The organism is Acetobacter pasteurianus (genome assembly GCF_009914215.2).
GTDB classification, from domain to species: Bacteria; Pseudomonadota; Alphaproteobacteria; order Acetobacterales; family Acetobacteraceae; genus Acetobacter; species Acetobacter pasteurianus.
Window position 1 is genome coordinate 2,047,340 of sequence record NZ_CP039846.2, and the last position, 17,234, is coordinate 2,064,573.

Genomic DNA, 17,234 nt, shown 5'->3' on the forward strand with positions numbered 1-17,234 from the left:
CCAGTGGCAGCTAAGGCATCGGCAAGGCTTTTGCAGGCGGTAGAAGCCGTGCGTGCTGGCCGTATGGTTATTATGGTGGATGATGAAGATCGCGAAAACGAAGGCGATCTGGTTATGGCCGCCGAGTTTATGACGCCAGAAGCCATGAACTTCATGATCACCCATGCCCGTGGCCTTGTGTGTCTGCCACTTACGCCTCAACAGGTGGATCGTCTTGGTCTGCCTATGATGGTGCGGCAAAGCGATAATACAGCTCAGTATGGCACGGCGTTTACGGTATCCATTGAGGCCAAGGAAGGCGTGAGCACCGGTATTTCTGCGCCAGATCGGTCGCATACCGTGCGTGTAGCGGCATCAGAAAACGCAACACCTGCGGATATTGCCACACCGGGCCATATCTTTCCGCTGCGGGCCGCTCCGGGTGGGGTGCTGGAACGTATTGGCCATACAGAGGGTTCGATAGATCTGCTGCGTCTGGCCGGGTTAAAGCCAGCCGCTGTGATCTGCGAAATTCTGAATGAAGATGGCACCATGGCGCGCCGTCCTCAGTTGGAAGTCTTTGCTCGCCAGCATGATCTGCCGATTGTTTCCATTGCAGAGTTGGTGACATGGATTAAAGCCCACGGCCTGTCATCCTTGGCAATGCAGGCCGCTGAAGCAAATCCGGAAGGTGCGCCAGAACCAGCCGTGCCAGATCTGGCGCAGGCATCCTTACCCAGTGCTTACGGTGGGGATGATCTGGTGATCCATGCGTATCAGGATGAAAACGGCGTAGAGCATGTGGCCTTGGTAAAAGGTGATGTGCGCCGCAAAGGTGCTGTGCCGCTGGTGCGGCTGCATTCTGAATGTGTGACAGGTGATGCCCTTGGGTCCCTGCGGTGCGATTGCGGTTCACAACTGCACGCGGCCCTTCGGGCCATAGGGAAGGCGGAATGTGGCGTGCTGGTTTATGTGCGCGGGCATGAAGGGCGCGGCATCGGGCTGGTCAACAAAATCCGCGCTTATGAACTACAGGATGCCGGGCTGGATACGGTGGATGCCAACCATCGGTTGGGTTTTGCAACCGATGCCCGAGATTGGCGCGCAGCTTCGGGCATATTGCGCAGCCTTGGCGTAGGCGAGCTGGATTTGCTGACGAACAACCCGGATAAAGTGCGCGCTCTGGAGGCACGTGGGTTTATGGTGCGCCGCCGGATTGGGCTGGAAATTCCACCCACACCGCATAATCGCGCCTATCTGGAAGCCAAGCGCCGGCGCATGGGGCACCATCTTGGGCAATTTGTTGCCGTTGATGCCGAACCGGATGCGGTTGTCTGATTTTTAAACTAAGTGAATGATTAAAGGTGTTTGACTAATGGGTACACGTTCCCCCGTTTCCTTGCCGGATCTCAAGGCACTTTCTCCTGCACCGCGTCTGGCCATTATTGTCAGCCGGTTTAACGAAGTTGTAACCGGCGGCCTGCGTGATGGTGCTATTGCGTGGCTGGCTGAACATAACATTACTGTGAAAGACGGTGATGTGTTTGCGGCTCCCGGTGCCTTTGAAATGCCACTTCTGGCACAGACACTTGCCAAAACAGGCAACTATGAAGGCGTTATCTGCCTTGGTTGCGTTGTAAAAGGGGATACAGCGCATTTTGAATTCATCAGCCTAGGCGCCACAATGGGCATTCTTCAGGCCTCTTTGGCTACGGAAACGCCTATCGCCTTTGGTGTGTTGACAACTTATACAGAAGAGCAGGCACAGGTACGCTCTGCTGATGATATCCACAACAAAGGGCGCGAAGCCGCTGCAGCGTGTGTGGAATCCCTGGCCTTACTGCGCCAGATCAAAGGCTGAAAAAATGAGCTGTGTTAGGCTGCACCAACCGAAAGTGTAAAAGCCAAGCCAAAAAAGGATGGAGGAAGCATGAAGCGGGTCACTCTCATTGCCGGGATTTTCGGTTTGGGGTTGACCCTATGGATGCTGGCCCAGTTTGGGGTGTCCTCCATTTTTTCTCTGGTTATGACAGGCGGTTGGGGCATTTTGGCTGCCATTGCCTTTCATAGCGTACAGGTTTTTCTTTCTGCTTCCGCTTGGCGCACCATTGCAGGCCGCACTTTTGGCCCGGTTCTGCCGTTAAGAGCCTATTTTATGCTTCGCTGTGTACGAGAGGGCATAAATAATCTTCTCCCCGTTGCGCAGGTTGGCGGGGAGGTTATGTCCTCCCGCCTGTTGGCCCGTCGTGGTTTGGGCCTGAAGCATGCGGCAGCCGCAACAATTTGCGATCTGACAATCGAGCTGCTCAGCCAGGTGGTATTCACCCTCAGCGGCTTGGTCATGTTGTTGTTTCTGGTCAAACGCACTGCCGTGACAGACCGCCTGCTGGAAAGTGCACTGGTGCTTTTGGCCATAGGTGGCGGCGTATTTATCAGCCAGTGGCTTGGGGCTGTAGCTTTCATAGAAAAATTGCTTATCCGCATTGCCGCTCATCTGGGGTGGAGCGGTGTTGATAGTATTCGCGGCCTTAATAAGGAAGTGCTCGCGCTGTATAAATCAGGCCGCAATGCGGTTACGGGCCTGATATTGCAGTTTTGTGCATGGGCTTTAGGGGCTGTTGAGGTGTGGCTGATTCTGCACTTCATGGGGCATGGGTGCTCTCTTGCTACCGGATTTGTGATCGAAGGTGTGGGGGAAGCCGCTAAATCGGCCGGGTTTGCCGTGCCCGGTGCCCTTGGTGTGTCAGAAGGGGGCTACATTATGGTTGGCAGCCTTTTTGGTATGCCGCCTGCTGTTGCCATTGCGCTTTCTCTCATCAAACGTTTGCGTGAAATTGCTTGGGGTTTGCCCTCTCTTATATTGTGGCAATGGCTTGAGCATTCGTGGCGTCCTTATGCCGAGCGCCTGCGCAAAATGCCCTTTTCCCGCACGGGTCTGTAAAAAGGAAAACAGAGCCCTGCTTACATCATCACTTGCTTCTGGCTGGGGGGTTGGGCAAACCATGACAGCCCTGTCTGCTTGGGCTGTGATTATTTTGGGATCCTGTCGTTCATCATGCTGTTTGCACCCATAGGTCGTTTCATTACGTTCTGCGCCCGCCATGCCTGGGCTGTTGTGGCGTTGTTTCTCGTGCTTTCGGGGGCAGGCGTTTACGCTGGCATGACCCGTCTGGGAGTAACGACAGATACCAGCAAAATGCTTTCCCCCCGTTTGGAGTGGAAGCAGCGTTCCGATGAAATGGGGCGTTTGTTTCCCCAGAAGGAAAACCTTCTGGTAGCTGTCATTCAGGCCAAAATGCCAGAAGAGGGGCAGGAAACAGCGCGGGAACTGGCAGCCAAGATAAGTGCTGATCATACACATTTTTCTTTTGCACATAGGCCAGATGCCAACCCGTATCTGCTGCGCAATGGCTTGATGTTTCTGGAGCCTCAACCGCTTTCTCAGGTGTTGAATGATACCATTACAGCGCAGCCATTCTTGGCGGCGTTGGCGCAAGATCCTTCAGCACGTGGGTTGTTTGGTGCTCTCTCCCTTATGGCAGAGGGTGTAAAACAGGATCAGGCCAATCTGTCTGGCTTTCAGGCACCTTTGTCTGGGTTTGCCAATACGCTGGAACAGGCTGTGGCTGGGCATGCTGAGGCTATGTCCTGGCAGCAACTTTTGGGCGGCAAGCTTTCTGATCTGGCTGGTAACTACCAGTTCGTTATCACCAAGCCGATCTTGGATTACGGGTCCTTTCAGCCGGGTGGCGCCGCGGCAGATGCCATGCGGCAGGCTGTGAGTTCTCTGGAATTTGTTAAAAATGGGCACGCCAAGGTTTACCTGACCGGGCAGGTGCAGTTGGATGATGAAGAATTTGCAACCGTGGCAGAAGGCATGGTGGCAGGGCTTCTGGGTTCTCTGGCACTTGTCACCCTGTGGCTGACGCTTGCTGTAAGAACATGGCGTGTGGTGCTGCCTATTGTGGTCACGCTTGTTGTGGGCCTGTTGCTGACAACCGGTTTTGCTGCGGTGGCTGTTGGTACGCTCAACCTGATTTCCGTGGCATTTGCTATTCTATTTGTTGGCATTGCGGTGGATTTTGCCATCCAGTTTTCTGTGCGCTTCCGTGCTCAAACACCTACGCAGCCGGGTGAAGAAGGCGTTTTTGAAGCCCTGCGCCTGACGGGTGAGGAAACAGGGCATCAGATTCTTGTCGCGGCTCTGGCAACGTCTGCTGGGTTTCTGGCCTTTACGCCTACAGCTTTTTTGGGTGTTGCCCAGCTTGGTCTTATTGCCGGTATTGGCATGCTGGTGGCCTTTATCTGCACCACCACGCTTTTGCCTGCGTTGTTGAAAATCTGCCATCCACCACTTAACTGCCCCAGCATGGGCTATGCGTTTATGAAGCCGGTGGATATTAAAATCCGCCATACGCGCAAGCTGCTTCTGGGCTTCTTTACGCTGGTAGCTCTGGTGGGTTTGGCTCTGGTACCCAGCCTACAGTTTGATGGTGACCCGCTGCATACCAAAAATCCGAATTCGGAAGGGATGCGCGCTCTTAAACTGCTGATCAACAACCCGCAGAGATCTCCTTACAGTGCAGAGCTTCTGGTGCATTCTCTTGCGGATGCAGAAAAAGAAACCACGCGCCTTTCTGGTCTGCCCGATGTGAATGATGTGATGTGGCTGGGTTCCTTTGTGCCAACCCAGCAGCAGCAGAAACTGGCCCTTATTCAGGACGCTGCTTCCATTCTGTTGCCAACGCTTATTGTGCCACAGCCAAAAGCAGCCCCAACAGCGGATGATCTGCGTAAATCCGCGCATGATACATCTGTTGCCTTGGCGGGTGTGCTGGATAAACTGCCAGCGCAGGATCCGCTACGTCGTATTCAGGCTGCTCTGGCCAAGCTGGCAGAAGCTCCAGATGCCACAGTGCAGGCGGCTAATACCGCATTGGTCCGCTTTCTGCCGACAGAGCTGGATCAGCTACGCACCATGCTTCAGGCAACACCTGTGAGCATTAAGGACGTGCCCGCTGAAATTGCAGATGATTACCTGCTGCCAGATGGCCGGGCTTTGGTGGAAGTGCATCCTAAGGGTGTGATGTCCAATTCCGGCGCGCTGCGTAAATTTGTGGCTTCTTTGCAGAAAGTAGAGCCGCAAATGGCTGGCACAGCGGTTGATATTGTGGAAAGCGCACGTTCCATTGTGAAGGCGTTTGAACAGGCAGCCGGTGCAGCTATTGTGATGATTGCCGTTATTCTCATGCTGGCTCTGCGCCGCGTTAAGGATATGGCGCTGGTGCTGGCACCGCTGCTGCTTTCCGCCTTGATGACGGTTATTCTGATTGTGCTGCTGCCCGAAACCCTAAACTTTGCCAACATTATTGCATTGCCTCTGCTGCTGGGGGTTGGGGTTTCCTTCAACATCTATTTTGTCATGAATTGGCGGGATGGCGTGAAGTATCCGCTGGCTTCTCCCACCGCGCGTGCTGTGTTGTTCTCTGCCCTTACAACAGGCACGGCCTTTGGCTCTCTGGCCCTTTCGCATCATCCGGGCACGGCGAGCATGGGGCGGTTGCTGCTGCTTTCTCTGGGTTGCACGCTGTTGGCCACGCTTGTGTTTGTGCCAGCCCTGCTGCCCAAGCGGCCTATAGACGAGGCCTGATAAAAACAGGCCCCAAGAACTGGGTAACAAAAAAGCCCCCCGAAAATATCGGGAGGCTTTTTTTATGTCCGCTTTCTGAAAGAAAAATCAGAAAGGCAGGTGCTTACTTCTTCACCCATTCAGGATGGTGCGGCATTTCAATATCACGCCCCTTCAACATCATATCCCAGTAAACACGTGGGAATACGGTTGTCTTCAGGAACCAGGCAAAGCGGCTAGGCTTGCGCTGATCGTAAGGGAAGCTGGGGGCAGGTTTGCCGCCGTACAGGAACTCCGCCAGAATAACCTTGCCGTAGGCAACGGTCAGCGGGCAGGCACCGTATCCATCGTAGCTGCCTGTCAGTGGCTTGCCATCCAGAGATGCCAGAACGTTTGCTGTGACTACCGGGGTTTGCGCACGGGCAGCGGCCATGGTTTTGGCGTTGGAGGTGCCAATAACATCGCCCATACCAAAGATGAACGGATACTTGGTGTGCTGGAGCGTGCTGGGGTCTACATCCAGCCAGCCACCTTCATTTGCCAAGGGGCTTTTCTTGATAAAGTCTGGGGCGCTCTGTGGTGGGGTGACATGCAGCATGTCAAACTCTTTCACCACATTTGTAACTTTGCCATCTGGCCCGGTAACGGCAAAGGTTGCCTTGTGTTCCGGCCCGTTTACGGCAATCAGCGTGTGTTTGTACAGCACGTTAATGCCGTAATAGTCCACGGCTTCCTGCAAACCGGGGCGATAGTAACCAACGCCAAACAGTGCATCACCGGTCATGCAGAAATCTACATTGGTGCGGTTAAGCGTGCCCTGCTTGCGCCAGTAATCAGATGCCAGATAGGCGATTTTCTGCGGTGCGCCTGCGCATTTGATAGGCATGGGCGGCTGGGTGAACAATGCCGTGCCGCCGGAAAGGGACTGAATGCATGTCCATGTATATTCCACGGTATCTTTGGAATAGTTACTGCACACGCCGTTACGGCCCAGCGTATCTGTCAGGCCTTCAATCTTGTTCCAATCAAGCTGGAGACCGGGGCAAACAATCAGGCGGTTGTAAGCAACGGTGCGGCCATCTTCCAGCGTCACCATGTTATCATCTGGCTGGAAGGATGCCGCAGCAGCACGCAGCCATGTGCAGCCTTTGGGAATAACGCCACCTTCCTGATCCAGCGTGCTCCGCAGCTTCATTACGCCGGCACCAACCAATGTCCAGCCTGGCTGATAGGCATGGGTGGTTGCGGGGTCGATAATGGCAATATCCAGTGTGGAGCGTTCACGCAACAGGCGCGCTGCAACGGCAATACCGGCCGATCCACCACCCACGACAACAACAGTGTAGCGTAGATCTGGTGTTGTGGAGTTTTCTGTTTGAGTCATGGAAGTCTCCCTGAATCTCACGTTGACGTGGGTGCACTATCCCAAACATCTACAATTTAATAAAGTATTTAATTGTATTTGGGATATGTGTGGAGGGCAGGTCAGTCCTTGACCCACACTTCAACCGGGCCACTCAGCTTCATGGTAAGGGGGTTGCCACGCCGGTCTACCGTTTTGCCTACGGCCACACGCACCCAACCTTCGCTGATGCAGTATTCTTCAACATTTGTTTTTTCTACGCCCTTAAAGCGCACGCCAATGCCCCGGGCCAGCAGGTCTTCATTATAAAAAGGGCTTTCCGGGTTTACGGAAAGGCGGTCGGGCAGGGTATCAGACATTTAGAGAGTCCTTGATATATCGGTTAAAAGTGCACCGACGTTTTAAGGGCTTTCATATTGAAAGACCATGCTCGATCCGCATTTACAGCGCAGAATGCGGGCTAGTGGTTGCCTTGGGTTGAGGTCACAACAATTTTCCCTTTGCCATCACGCTCTGTGGCCAAGGTGCCGGTGGCTTTATCCACTAAAATATTGCCTGCATTTTCAACATGCAGGGCCGCCACGGATGTTTCACCGTGAAATACAGCATCTGCTGTGCTGTTGGATGTAATTTCCAATGCTTCCAGCGTGCCTTGCTGGGCCGTAAAGGCAGCTGAGCCGCCAATATAAACAGCCAGAGCCGGGGCTTGCACTTTCCCGATATTGAATGGGGCAGAAAGCGTAGAACGCAAGCGTGCAGAGTCCGCCAATACAGGAATGGTAATGGCTCCTGTGGAATCAGACACAACATTCAGTTCCGCAGCACGCCCTAGTGTTACGGTTCCACTACCAGCCTGAAGAAAAACAGGGCCTTTACGGTCATCCACCTGAATGGATGCTTTGCCTGTGCTGGTAATAACCAGCGGCATATTCGGCGAGGTAGTGAGCGTAAGATAGGTATCTGCCCCACAGCTTTGCCCTATAACAGATAGGCTGCCATCCGGGTTGGCAGTTAGTTGAATGCCTGCAGGCCATTGACCATTTTCTGGTTCAGGCCGCGTTACGCCTTTTTGGGCGCGGATATGCAGGCTCTTCAGGCAGGGCGCTGCAATATTAAGCGTTGGGCTTTGGTTTTTTTCTGCCCCACAGGCAACGGAGGGCAGAAAAATTGCTAGGCAGAGAGCCGTTGCAGCGCAAACTTCTGAACGAAAAAAAGAATACAGCATGCCTTCTTTCTGCCAGTGCCTGAGGGGTGCGTCTATCCTGTTTTAATGGCGTAGCCCACTGCCACCTGTGCCACCCATTAAGGCATCGTGCATACGGTCCAGTGCCTCAGTAAGTGTATCATGCGCACGTTTGCCTTTGCTGCCCACAACAGTCACCGTGCTGGTCATGCCAGCGGCCAACTGGGTGCCGGGGGGGATGCTGTCTATCTGCACGCGTACGGGAATACGCTGTGCTAGCCGCACCCATGTATAAACCGGATCAACCGATGGCAGGCCCTGTGTTGCAGTGGCTGCGTTGGCCGTGGCAATGCCGCGTGTAAGGCTTACCACATGGCCCCACATGGGTTCACGATACCCCATAAGGTCTAGCCGCACGCGGTCTCCAACATGGATGGAGCGGATTTTTGTTTCCTCAAAATACCCATCCACCCAGTAAGATGAGGCATCAATCACCTCAACATTGGATTTACCAGCCGTTGCGTAATCACCCACACGCATAATGAGGTTGTTGACGTAACCCGTTACCGTGCTGCGCACATATGTACGATCAAGGTTGATTTTGGCTTGGGAAAGATTGGCCAATGCCTGCGCATAAGCGGCTTTGGCAATATCTGCCGTGGCTTGATAAACCTGCTTTTCTTCGCGGGAGGCCGCAGCATCTGTCAGCTTGTCACGACGGAATTCCTGCGTGTCTTTCAGCGCCATATCCGCTTTGCGCTGGTTGACCACAGCCGTTGCCGTTGCCAGCGCGACTTTGAAGTCAAACGGATCAATTTCGTACAGAATGTCTCCAGCATGCACAAACTGGTTGTCCCGCACGCGCACAGCAATAATCTGGCCAGAAACACGCGGGGCAATGTCTGCAACCTGTACACGTACTTGTCCGTTTCGGGTCCAGGGGGCGGCTGTGTAGTAATCCCACAGTACGAAGCAAACAACGGCTGCAATGGCAAGAATGGTCCCCGTTGTGATAAACTGCAGGACGCGGCGGGCGCGCTCAAACACGGTCGGAAAGCCCTTTCACAACAAAATGGTGTAAAGGCCGATAAGGCATATCAGAATGCCAAATTCAGCCAGAGGCAGGTTCCATACCACGCGGCGGGCACGTACTTTGGATAGAACCGGGTTAAGAGCCAGCAGGGTGGCAATAGCCAATCCGGCATGGACAACAAAGGACGAAACAAGCAGCCCGCCTATGTCCAGAACAGGGCGTAATTCCATGTTAGCGGGCCTTCCATTGCTGATCTGGCACAGGGATAAGGTCGTACAGATGCAAAGCGGAACGGTTGTGTTCCAGCAGATGTATAGCGCCAACCATGGCAGATACGGCGGCAAGGGCAGTTGCCATCTGGCCATGAGGCAGGTTGATGGAATGGTCCAGCAAAACGCGTGCTTTGCGCTTCATGCGGTAAAGCGCTGAATCTACGTTGTAGATAATGGTGGCACGGTAGGCAGATTCCGCATCCAGCCGGATGGCGGGAATGGTGGCGGCACGTTGCAGGTGGCGGCGTGCACGTGCCAGTTCCACATTCAACTCATCCAAACTGGCGAGGCGTGAGAAAACACGCTGCTTGGCCTTGTTGTTGGGGAGGTAGCGGTTCCATTCCAGAATGCGGCACAGCCGATCATAATGGCGGCTGATCAGGGCAGAACCGGCTTGTTCACCATGCCCTTCAAACTGAAGCAGCAGATCGTGCCCAATGGTAATGCCAACCCTAAAGCGCCTGCCCGTAGCGGAAGGTGGTAGCAGCAGCACCAGTGAAATAAAGATGATAATAGCTGCAAACAGGTACAGCACGTTGCGGTCTATAAACGCAGAAGGCTCGTAGTTTTGCTGGTTGGCTACACCCAGAATAACAAAGAAGAAAACGCCAGCGTTAAACCCGATCGTGGCTGTTTTGGGGTTCATCAGTAGTAGACAGCCGCCAAAGATAATCGGGAGAATGGCCATTGCCAGAAAAGGCATGTCTGCGCCGTGGGGTAATACGCCAAAGTTCAGCACTGCAGCCACGGCAATAGCCAAAGGTGTGCCAATAAGGGCACCCATGCCAAAACCGCGCGCATTATAAGTGGTGGCCGCCAAAGTGAGAATAATGGCCACCTGAGAAAGCGCGCTATAGGTGGCAGGAATATCAGAGATAATGCAAAGCCCGGCCGCAACAGAAAACCCAATCAGGGTTCGCAGGCCGTTGAGGAGGGCTGCGATAACATCATGATGCTGATCGATCTTGAGTTCCGGCGCCTGTGTGCGGGCACGCTGTCCATGTTGGAGCGCATCTATGCCATCTGCCGCCCATCGCGCATCAGATAGAAGCGCCATGGAGCGTTCAATCAGCCATGCTTCATCTAGCGTTGGCCCAAGCGAGGCTTCCTCTGCGTGGGCTTCCTTGGCCAGATCTTCCAGATCATGCACAGCCTGAAGGGGGGATTCTACCGGAGTGCCGTCACCAAATGATGTGCGGATGTGTTTGAGTATGGGGCCGGAAATGTTGCCACGGCGCAGCACGTTGGCAATGGCACGGCTACAGGTTAGCATTTCCAGTAGCGCCACCATGGCAGAACGCGCACCGGCAAGGCGCAGCTTGGCATCAGCAAGCTCGGTTTTGGCGAATGAAACCTGAGATGTCAGGGCAATAATTTCGCCTGCAAGGCCAGCGCATGTCATGTCATCTGGCACACCGTGGCCGGCTACGGCATCACGCGCAATGCGCTGCACCATTTCACCTGTGCGGCGCAGGTTGGCTGCCAGTTTTTCAAATGCGGTGGGGGAGCCGAATACATCGTTAATGGCGGCCGTGGCCGCAATGCCCACCACAATGGCGGACACACGGTTAACGGTCACATCAAAGATGGAAGCCGGGTTATCAATGCAGCTAATGCCCACAATAGCTACGGTGTAGCCAGAAAGCATGGCCGCATAGGCGCGGAAGTCTCGCTCCAATGTGCCCATAATGGTGCAGAGGGTGAGCCATAGCGCCACACCGCCCAGAAAAACCCCGCGTTCCTGATTAAAGCAGGCGGTGAGAAAAAGAGCGACAAACGCGCCAATAATTGTGCCCGCCAGCCGGTAAAGCGCTTTGGAGAGCACCTGCCCACGTGTGGGCTGCGCCAGAATCATAACCGTAACGGCAGCAGAACCGGGGGAGGAAAGCTGGAGCCAGAAAGCGGTGGAAAGTGCTAGAACAGCAGACAGCCACGTGCGCAGACAAAACAGAAACCAGCCATGTGCGAAGATGCTGCGTGGCAGGGGAAGAAACAATGTCTTCCAAGATCCCATACGGAATGCTGCCGGTGTTTCTGTTGTCATGTCTGTGCTGTTTTTAACCTCTTTGCTTCACATCAGGGGCATGCCACTTCCAGCCAGACAGGGCGGGTTTAAGCGAATCTCGCAGTATCAGCATGCTTCTTAAAATAAAATATAATATTTGGCGTGATGCCATGAGTGACGAGGGGGGTTGCGCTTAACGCGGGTCAGGCCAGATGGCGAGGGTGTGAATTATATCTAACCTAATGATAAGATAAGATGAAGTGAGGTTAAGGGATGGCAGCTCACGATCTGGGTATGTCATGGAAAAGTGAAATTTTTCTGCCAGCTGCGTGATGGAGTGCGCCAGAGTTCATGAAATTTATCCACACATCAGACTGGCAGATCGGCAAAACATTCAGTTTTGCAGATGATGATACCTTGGGCGCGCTACAGGCTGCGCGTGTAGATGTTGTGCGCAATATTGGCGCTCTGGCCCGGCAGGAAGGTGCAGCCTGCGTGCTGGTGGCGGGTGATATTTACGAGCATGAAACGCCAGAAAGGCGGACATTGCATCAGCCTATGGAGCGGATGCGTCAGTTCCCCGATGTGCAGTGGCACCTTATTCCCGGTAACCATGATGCAGATACGCCAGAGGGTGTATGGGCACGTTTAAGGCGAGAAGATGCTGTGCCGGATAATGTGCATCTGCACACGTGCCCGCAAGCTGTGCAGATAGATAAAGCCCATAATGCCTGGCTGTTGCCTGCCGTGCTCAAGCGCCGCCATACGCTTTCTGATCTCACAGATTACATGAATGATGAGGTAACGCCGCCAGATGCTCTGCGCATTGGGTTGGCGCATGGGTCTGTTGTGGGGTTTAGCAATGGGCAGGAAGCCGAGCATAATCCTATTGCGCTGGATCGGGCCAAACAGGCCGGGCTTGCTTATCTGGGGTTAGGGGACTGGCACGGGTTTTGCCAGATTGATGCCCGCACCTGTTATTCTGGCACCCCGGAAACGGACCGCTTTGTAACGGGTGGCGCAGGCGGCGGGGAAACACTGGTGGTAACAGTGGATGGACCATGTGCGCAGCCTGTTATCTCCCGGTATCGCACGGGCAAATATATCTGGCGCAAGCTGGAAGACATTGTGCTGACCAATGGTGAAGATATTGAAGCATTGGAAGCCCGCATAAGAGGTATAAACCCCGATAACCCCAGTATTGTTATGGCATGGCTGGAAGTTTCTGGCCTGCTGGGTGTGGATGATTTGCGTAAATACGAAAGTGTTATTCTCACGCGCTTACAAAGTGCAGTGGCGTGCTTGCGTATAACCGGCGCTCCCCAACTGGCTGCAGGAGCGCAGGATCTGGAACGTCTTGATGCCTCAGCAACCGTAAAGGTGGCAGCACAGGAACTGTTGCAGATGGTGGAGCAAGGGGGCGAGGAAGGTGCTGTGGCAAGGGAGGCCCTGCAAAGGCTGTTCCTGTTCTGGCATGAAGTAGAAGGTGCCGCAGCGTGATTCTGACAGATATCCAGCTTGAATGTGTGCGTCGGTTTACCTCTCCAGTGCGTCTGGAAGGTTTGGGTAAAGGGCTGAATGTGTTGGCCGCCCCGAATGAAGCCGGTAAATCCACTTTGCTGATGGCTCTGCGCGCTGCGCTAACCCTGCGTCATGGTTCCAAAGCTCAGCCCGTCAAAGAGATGCAGCCTTATGGCGGAGGTGCGCCCCATATTGGTGTGGGGTTTGAATGGAGTGGTAAGCCCTGTTGGTTGGAAAAACGCTTCATGAAAGGTACTTTTGCGCGCCTTGATTTGGGGCAGGAACGCTTTGATGGAGACACAGCAGAAGAACGTTTGAATGCTCTGCTAGAGCTGGAAAAAAATGGCAAAAGCGAAGCAACAGGTTTGTGGAATGCCCTTTTGGTGCGCCAGGGGGAGAGTTTTGTTGCGCCAGTTTTAAACAACGCGGGCCGTTCCAGTATTCAGAATTGTCTGGAGCAAGGTGTTCAGGAAGTTACCGGTATTGCCGCAGCGGGGGCATTGCTGGAGCGTGTAAAGGCGCGGTTGGGGCAGTTGCAAACAGCCGCGACCGGCAAACCAACAGGGCGTTACAAGCAACTTCTGGATGATCAGGCCAAAGCAGCGGAAAGTCTGAAACATCTTCATGCCAAGCGTACTGCACTGGAAGAAGATCTGGTTCTGCTGGAACAAACCCGGCGCATGTTGCGTGAGCAGGAAAATCCAGAACGGCAAAAGCAGGAAGAACAGGAACTGCATAAACTGCGTGAAGAACGCGATCGCCTGCGAAATCTGGATGCAGAAGAAAAAGCCGCGCAGGCCAGAAAAGCCGCAGCATTGCAGCAGTTCCAGAATATTCGGGATGAAGAGGAACGGCGGAAAGAATACCGGGCCGAATGCACGCGGCTGGAGCAAGTGATTGCAGCCAGCACGCAAGAGCTTGCAGAACTGGCAGAGCACGAAAAAGCTGCAAATCTGCGGTATCAGGCGGCACAGGCCGAATGCCAGAAGGCTGTGCAGCAGCATCAGGTTCGGCGCGCTATTTTGCATCATGTCATGCAGCAGCGCGAAGTGCAGCACATGGAAGCAGCGCTTTTACGCCAGCGTGAAAACTTAAAGCATGTGCAGGAACGCTTTGCCCAAATAGAGCAGGCACAAGCAGCGTTTGATGCATTGCCTATGGATGAGGCCAAAATTCAGCGCCTGCGTAAGGCAGCCCAAAAAGTGGCAACGCTGGAGCAACAGTTGCAAGCGCAGGCAACGGTGCTGGAAATGGATTTGCTGCCACAAGCGCAGCAGCGTGTTGTGTTGAATGGCCAAGCCTGTGCATCGGGTAAAAGCCTGTTACATGCTCCTGCAGAACTTCAGATAGAAGGCATCGGCCGGTTTATTATTACCCCTTCGGTTGGGGGGGATACGGTTGAATTGCAGCAGGCGTTACAGATAGCCCAAGCTGCATTAACTGATCTTTTGCAACAGGCTGGATGCCTGAATGTGGAAGACGCCGAACAGCAGTATGAAAAGCACTGTCTGGCAGAACGTCAACTCAAGGAAGCCAAGGCTGTTTTTGCCGCCACGGTGCCCAGTAAAAAGGGCGTAAACCCAGATCAGATTTTGCTGGAATTGCGGCATGTTCTGGCGAAGGAGGAAGCCGCTTACGCGCAGAAAAAACAGACCTTGGCGCAAAATCTGGCCAGCCAGATTGGTAGTGCTGATGAGTGTGACCTCAACTGCCAGCCAGACGAAGCCGTACAGCAGGAGCAGGAAGCGGCCTTAGCAGTAGATCGCGCCAGAGAAAAAGAGCGTGATGCCCAACAGGCGCTCATAACGGCCAAAACGGCATTGGATAAAGCCAATGCAGCCCAACAGCAGCACGAAGCCGGGTTGACCCGTGTGCAGCGAGAACTGGCTCTTTGGCAGGGCCGGGAGCCAGATGTGGCACTGGCCCAACGTAAGCAGCTATGCCAGCAGGAGCAGGAGGCTGCACAGGCAGCGGTGGAGCATTGTGAGCACGCACGCCAAAAAGAGCGGCCCTTGGCTGTGGTGGAAAGCGGCATCCAGCGGCGTGAACAGGCCCAGAAAACAGACGGAGAAACTATAGCCCGCCTGCGTGAAGATATACGTGAGCGCGAAACCCGTGTGCGTGGTGCAGAAGGTGAGGGGCTGGATGAACGTATAGCAGAGGCAGACCGACTCCAGCAGCGCCTGAATATGGAAGTGGCAGCCTGCACGCGGGATAGGTCTGCCCTTGTTTTGCTCGATCAGGTTTTAAGCAAGGCAGAGCAAGAGCAAACAGCGCGCTATATGGGGCCACTGGTAAAAACCATGCAGCCCGCATTTTCAGCATTGTTCCCCGGTGCTGAACTGGAAATGGATGCAGATTTTGGGGTGGCTGCCCTTTCACGTAATCAGCGCGAAGATGTGGCAGATCTCTCTGATGGCACGCGGGAGCAGATCGCTGTTCTGGTGCGTTTGGGTTTTGCTGAAATGCTGCATGGGCGGGGTGTTCCGGCCATTCTGGTGCTGGATGATGCACTCAGTTTTGCAGACCCAATGCGGCTGGAGCGTTTGTTTGATGTGCTGGCAGAAGCCGCAACGCGCTTCCAGATCCTTATTTTTACGTGTCATGCGCAACTGTTCGCGCCATTGCGGGGCAGGATGTTAAGCCTGCGCCCGCAGGAAAGTTTTACATCACCACGTTAAACTGAAGTGCCATCACGGCGGCATCGTGGAACACGGTGGAACCGCCCGGACGGTTGATATACTGGAAGTCCGGCTGCAAAGACATGCCATTGGCAACATGTGCGTTGTAAAACACTTCGTAGATGTTTTCGTGCGTCTGAATGCCCCATACCTTGCCCCACTGGTTATCGGGGAAGGGCACGCCAGCAGCTAATGCAGCTTCCTGTTGTAGAACAGAGGCACGGCTCATGGTCATCCACTGGAACATGGCGCCAACGCTATCATTCGGGCGGCCCCATGCGGCCCGAGTTTCCGTCATGCCGGCCCATACGTGGTGAGACATGGCGGTGGTTTTACCATCAGACCACATCCAGCCCGCCAGAGCGATCAGGCCATTGGTGGGGCCATCACCATTCCGCATCAGCATCTGGTCAGCCATAAACCATGCACTTGCGCGACCTGCTTCGTATTGCGGCTGTGCACCAGTTTGCACCCATGCATTGCCGTTTACGTCGTTCAGCAGGTTTTTGTATTTGGAGTTATCGTAGCCAAACCCAGCCTTGTAGTGGCCCACCAGATGATTGCGCCCAAAGGAAGGAAGCCAGCCAATTTCCACCGGAGATGAGAACTTGCCCAAGCCATCCTGTGCCCAGGCCCAGCCAGAAATGCCGCCGTTATAGGCATGGGGAGAAACAGCAAACAGACCAGCCATAATATAGGTCTGTTTTGTGGGCATAACGCGCGCAACAAAACCGAGGTTACCGGATGGCCAATCTCGTGCGCCTTCTGTGTATTTGGTAGGGGCCGGGTTCCCGCACATGGCAACGTTCATGTACATACAAAACAGGGGGGAAGCGGCAAAAAAGCTGCCAACCGGAATCCAGCCCGCGCTGATATCTACATGATTGTGCAGGAAGGCATGTTCACCATACAGGTAAACAAGATGGGCCACCACGTTACCACGTGCGCCATAAATCTGCTGCACGCCGCCCAGTGAATCCCCAATGTAATCTGTGCTCAGGTTACGCCCATGCCCGTTTACCACCATCATGTGGGTCCAGAACCCTTTCATGATGTCAGCATTGGTCAGCTTGCCCCAATCCACATCCAGTTCAACACCTACCTGGCCGGCATCGTCCACGCCTTTCCTGCGGCCACCGCGAAAGTTGCCTGCAAGTTCTTCATGCACGTCTGCCAGAATATGAATGCCGTGGCTTAGCAGCCAAGGCTGTGCGCCCCACCAGTTTCCAAAGAAATGATCCTTGCCATACGGTGCAGAAAATAGCGGGCCGGGATCTTCTACCTGATCGGCTTCATTATCTACCTGCAAGCTGGGCCAGAGACCCACTGCGCTGTTTCCACCTGTCAGCAACTGTGCGTGCGCAGGTAAAACAACGAAAAGAGATAGAACAAGCAGGCAGGTTGGCCATAAGGCGCGAAAAGGAAAATGGAGGTGAAGGCGTTTAATCATGTTCCCTTAATTTTTATTTCTTTCGGCCACCTCATATTTCAGCAGAAAAAAGTGTGGCCTTGGGTTTCGGGATACTGCGGTTCCCGTTTTCTAAAGCAATTTTTATGCGGTTGTAAAC

13 protein-coding genes are annotated in these 17,234 nt (G+C 54.1%); 6 read left to right on the top strand and 7 right to left on the bottom strand.

Annotation, left to right across the window (positions count from 1 at the left end):
• The first annotated feature begins 3 nt into the window (after nt 1-3).
• The 4 genes from ribB to FCN51_RS23105 all read left to right on the top strand — a co-directional run bounded on the left by ribB (nt 4) and on the right by FCN51_RS23105 (nt 5,629).
• Nucleotides 4-1,317 carry a 3,4-dihydroxy-2-butanone-4-phosphate synthase gene (gene ribB, locus FCN51_RS23090; RefSeq protein ID WP_038506681.1) on the top strand — a complete coding sequence of 438 codons (1,314 nt, stop codon included), beginning with the start codon at nt 4-6 and terminating at the stop codon, nt 1,315-1,317.
• 37 nt (nt 1,318-1,354) lie between these two features.
• Nucleotides 1,355-1,840, top strand: coding sequence for a 6,7-dimethyl-8-ribityllumazine synthase (ribH, locus tag FCN51_RS23095; protein ID WP_003630055.1), 486 nt, complete (start codon nt 1,355-1,357; stop codon nt 1,838-1,840).
• Nucleotides 1,841-1,909: 69 nt separating this feature from the next.
• Nucleotides 1,910-2,920: a lysylphosphatidylglycerol synthase domain-containing protein gene (locus tag FCN51_RS23100; RefSeq protein ID WP_160256980.1), complete on the top strand. Its 1,011-nt coding sequence runs from the start codon at nt 1,910-1,912 to the stop codon at nt 2,918-2,920.
• Nucleotides 2,921-3,034: 114 nt separating this feature from the next.
• Complete coding sequence (locus FCN51_RS23105; protein ID WP_160256981.1) at nt 3,035-5,629, top strand: MMPL family transporter; 2,595 nt, start codon at nt 3,035-3,037, stop codon at nt 5,627-5,629.
• A 103-nt stretch (nt 5,630-5,732) separates the two neighbouring features.
• Here the strand turns inward: FCN51_RS23105 and FCN51_RS23110 are convergent, their stop codons facing one another.
• The 6 genes from FCN51_RS23110 to FCN51_RS23135 form a co-directional block, all read right to left on the bottom strand.
• Entirely contained in the window at nt 5,733-6,992 is a 1,260-nt protein-coding gene (locus FCN51_RS23110; RefSeq protein ID WP_003624558.1) for an NAD(P)/FAD-dependent oxidoreductase, read from the bottom strand.
• Nucleotides 6,993-7,093: 101 nt separating this feature from the next.
• On the bottom strand, nt 7,094-7,330 hold the full coding sequence (locus FCN51_RS23115; protein WP_003624557.1) for a DUF3297 family protein: 237 nt from the start codon (nt 7,328-7,330) through the stop codon (nt 7,094-7,096).
• Between the two features lie 101 nt (nt 7,331-7,431).
• The gene (locus FCN51_RS23120) at nt 7,432-8,196 is read right to left on the bottom strand and encodes a hypothetical protein (protein ID WP_160256982.1); all 765 of its coding nucleotides are present in this window, start codon (nt 8,194-8,196) and stop codon (nt 7,432-7,434) included.
• Between the two features lie 42 nt (nt 8,197-8,238).
• Nucleotides 8,239-9,201 carry an efflux RND transporter periplasmic adaptor subunit gene (locus FCN51_RS23125; protein WP_003624555.1) on the bottom strand — a complete coding sequence of 321 codons (963 nt, stop codon included), beginning with the start codon at nt 9,199-9,201 and terminating at the stop codon, nt 8,239-8,241.
• 15 nt (nt 9,202-9,216) lie between these two features.
• On the bottom strand, nt 9,217-9,417 hold the full coding sequence (locus FCN51_RS23130) for a DUF1656 domain-containing protein (RefSeq protein ID WP_003624554.1): 201 nt from the start codon (nt 9,415-9,417) through the stop codon (nt 9,217-9,219).
• A gap of 1 nt (nt 9,418) precedes the next feature.
• Nucleotides 9,419-11,503, bottom strand: coding sequence for an FUSC family protein (locus tag FCN51_RS23135; RefSeq protein ID WP_003630061.1), 2,085 nt, complete (start codon nt 11,501-11,503; stop codon nt 9,419-9,421).
• A 312-nt stretch (nt 11,504-11,815) separates the two neighbouring features.
• Between FCN51_RS23135 and FCN51_RS23140 the strand changes: the two genes are divergently transcribed.
• Nucleotides 11,816-12,964: a metallophosphoesterase family protein gene (locus tag FCN51_RS23140; RefSeq protein ID WP_160256983.1), complete on the top strand. Its 1,149-nt coding sequence runs from the start codon at nt 11,816-11,818 to the stop codon at nt 12,962-12,964.
• Nucleotides 12,961-15,666 carry an AAA family ATPase gene (locus tag FCN51_RS23145; RefSeq protein WP_310255998.1) on the top strand — a complete coding sequence of 902 codons (2,706 nt, stop codon included), beginning with the start codon at nt 12,961-12,963 and terminating at the stop codon, nt 15,664-15,666. Before FCN51_RS23140 ends, FCN51_RS23145 begins: the two co-directional genes overlap by 4 nt.
• Here FCN51_RS23145 and FCN51_RS23150 read toward each other — a convergent pair.
• Complete coding sequence (locus tag FCN51_RS23150; protein WP_160256984.1) at nt 15,650-17,116, bottom strand: carbohydrate porin; 1,467 nt, start codon at nt 17,114-17,116, stop codon at nt 15,650-15,652. The genes FCN51_RS23145 and FCN51_RS23150 overlap by 17 nt on opposite strands.
• Nucleotides 17,117-17,234: the final 118 nt, after the last annotated feature.

Bases quoted from the DNA above. Each gene is read 5' to 3' on its own strand.
- ribH (WP_003630055.1), top strand. From the start codon at position 1,355: ATGGGTACACGTTCCCCCGTTTCCTTGCCGGATCTCAAGGCACTTTCT.
- FCN51_RS23100 (WP_160256980.1), top strand. From the start codon at position 1,910: ATGAAGCGGGTCACTCTCATTGCCGGGATTTTCGGTTTGGGGTTGACC.
- FCN51_RS23105 (WP_160256981.1), top strand. From the start codon at position 3,035: ATGCTGTTTGCACCCATAGGTCGTTTCATTACGTTCTGCGCCCGCCAT.
- FCN51_RS23110 (WP_003624558.1), bottom strand. From the start codon at position 6,992: ATGACTCAAACAGAAAACTCCACAACACCAGATCTACGCTACACTGTT.
- FCN51_RS23115 (WP_003624557.1), bottom strand. From the start codon at position 7,330: ATGTCTGATACCCTGCCCGACCGCCTTTCCGTAAACCCGGAAAGCCCT.
- FCN51_RS23120 (WP_160256982.1), bottom strand. From the start codon at position 8,196: ATGCTGTATTCTTTTTTTCGTTCAGAAGTTTGCGCTGCAACGGCTCTC.
- FCN51_RS23130 (WP_003624554.1), bottom strand. From the start codon at position 9,417: ATGGAATTACGCCCTGTTCTGGACATAGGCGGGCTGCTTGTTTCGTCC.
- FCN51_RS23135 (WP_003630061.1), bottom strand. From the start codon at position 11,503: ATGACAACAGAAACACCGGCAGCATTCCGTATGGGATCTTGGAAGACA.
- FCN51_RS23140 (WP_160256983.1), top strand. From the start codon at position 11,816: ATGAAATTTATCCACACATCAGACTGGCAGATCGGCAAAACATTCAGT.
- FCN51_RS23150 (WP_160256984.1), bottom strand. From the start codon at position 17,116: ATGATTAAACGCCTTCACCTCCATTTTCCTTTTCGCGCCTTATGGCCA.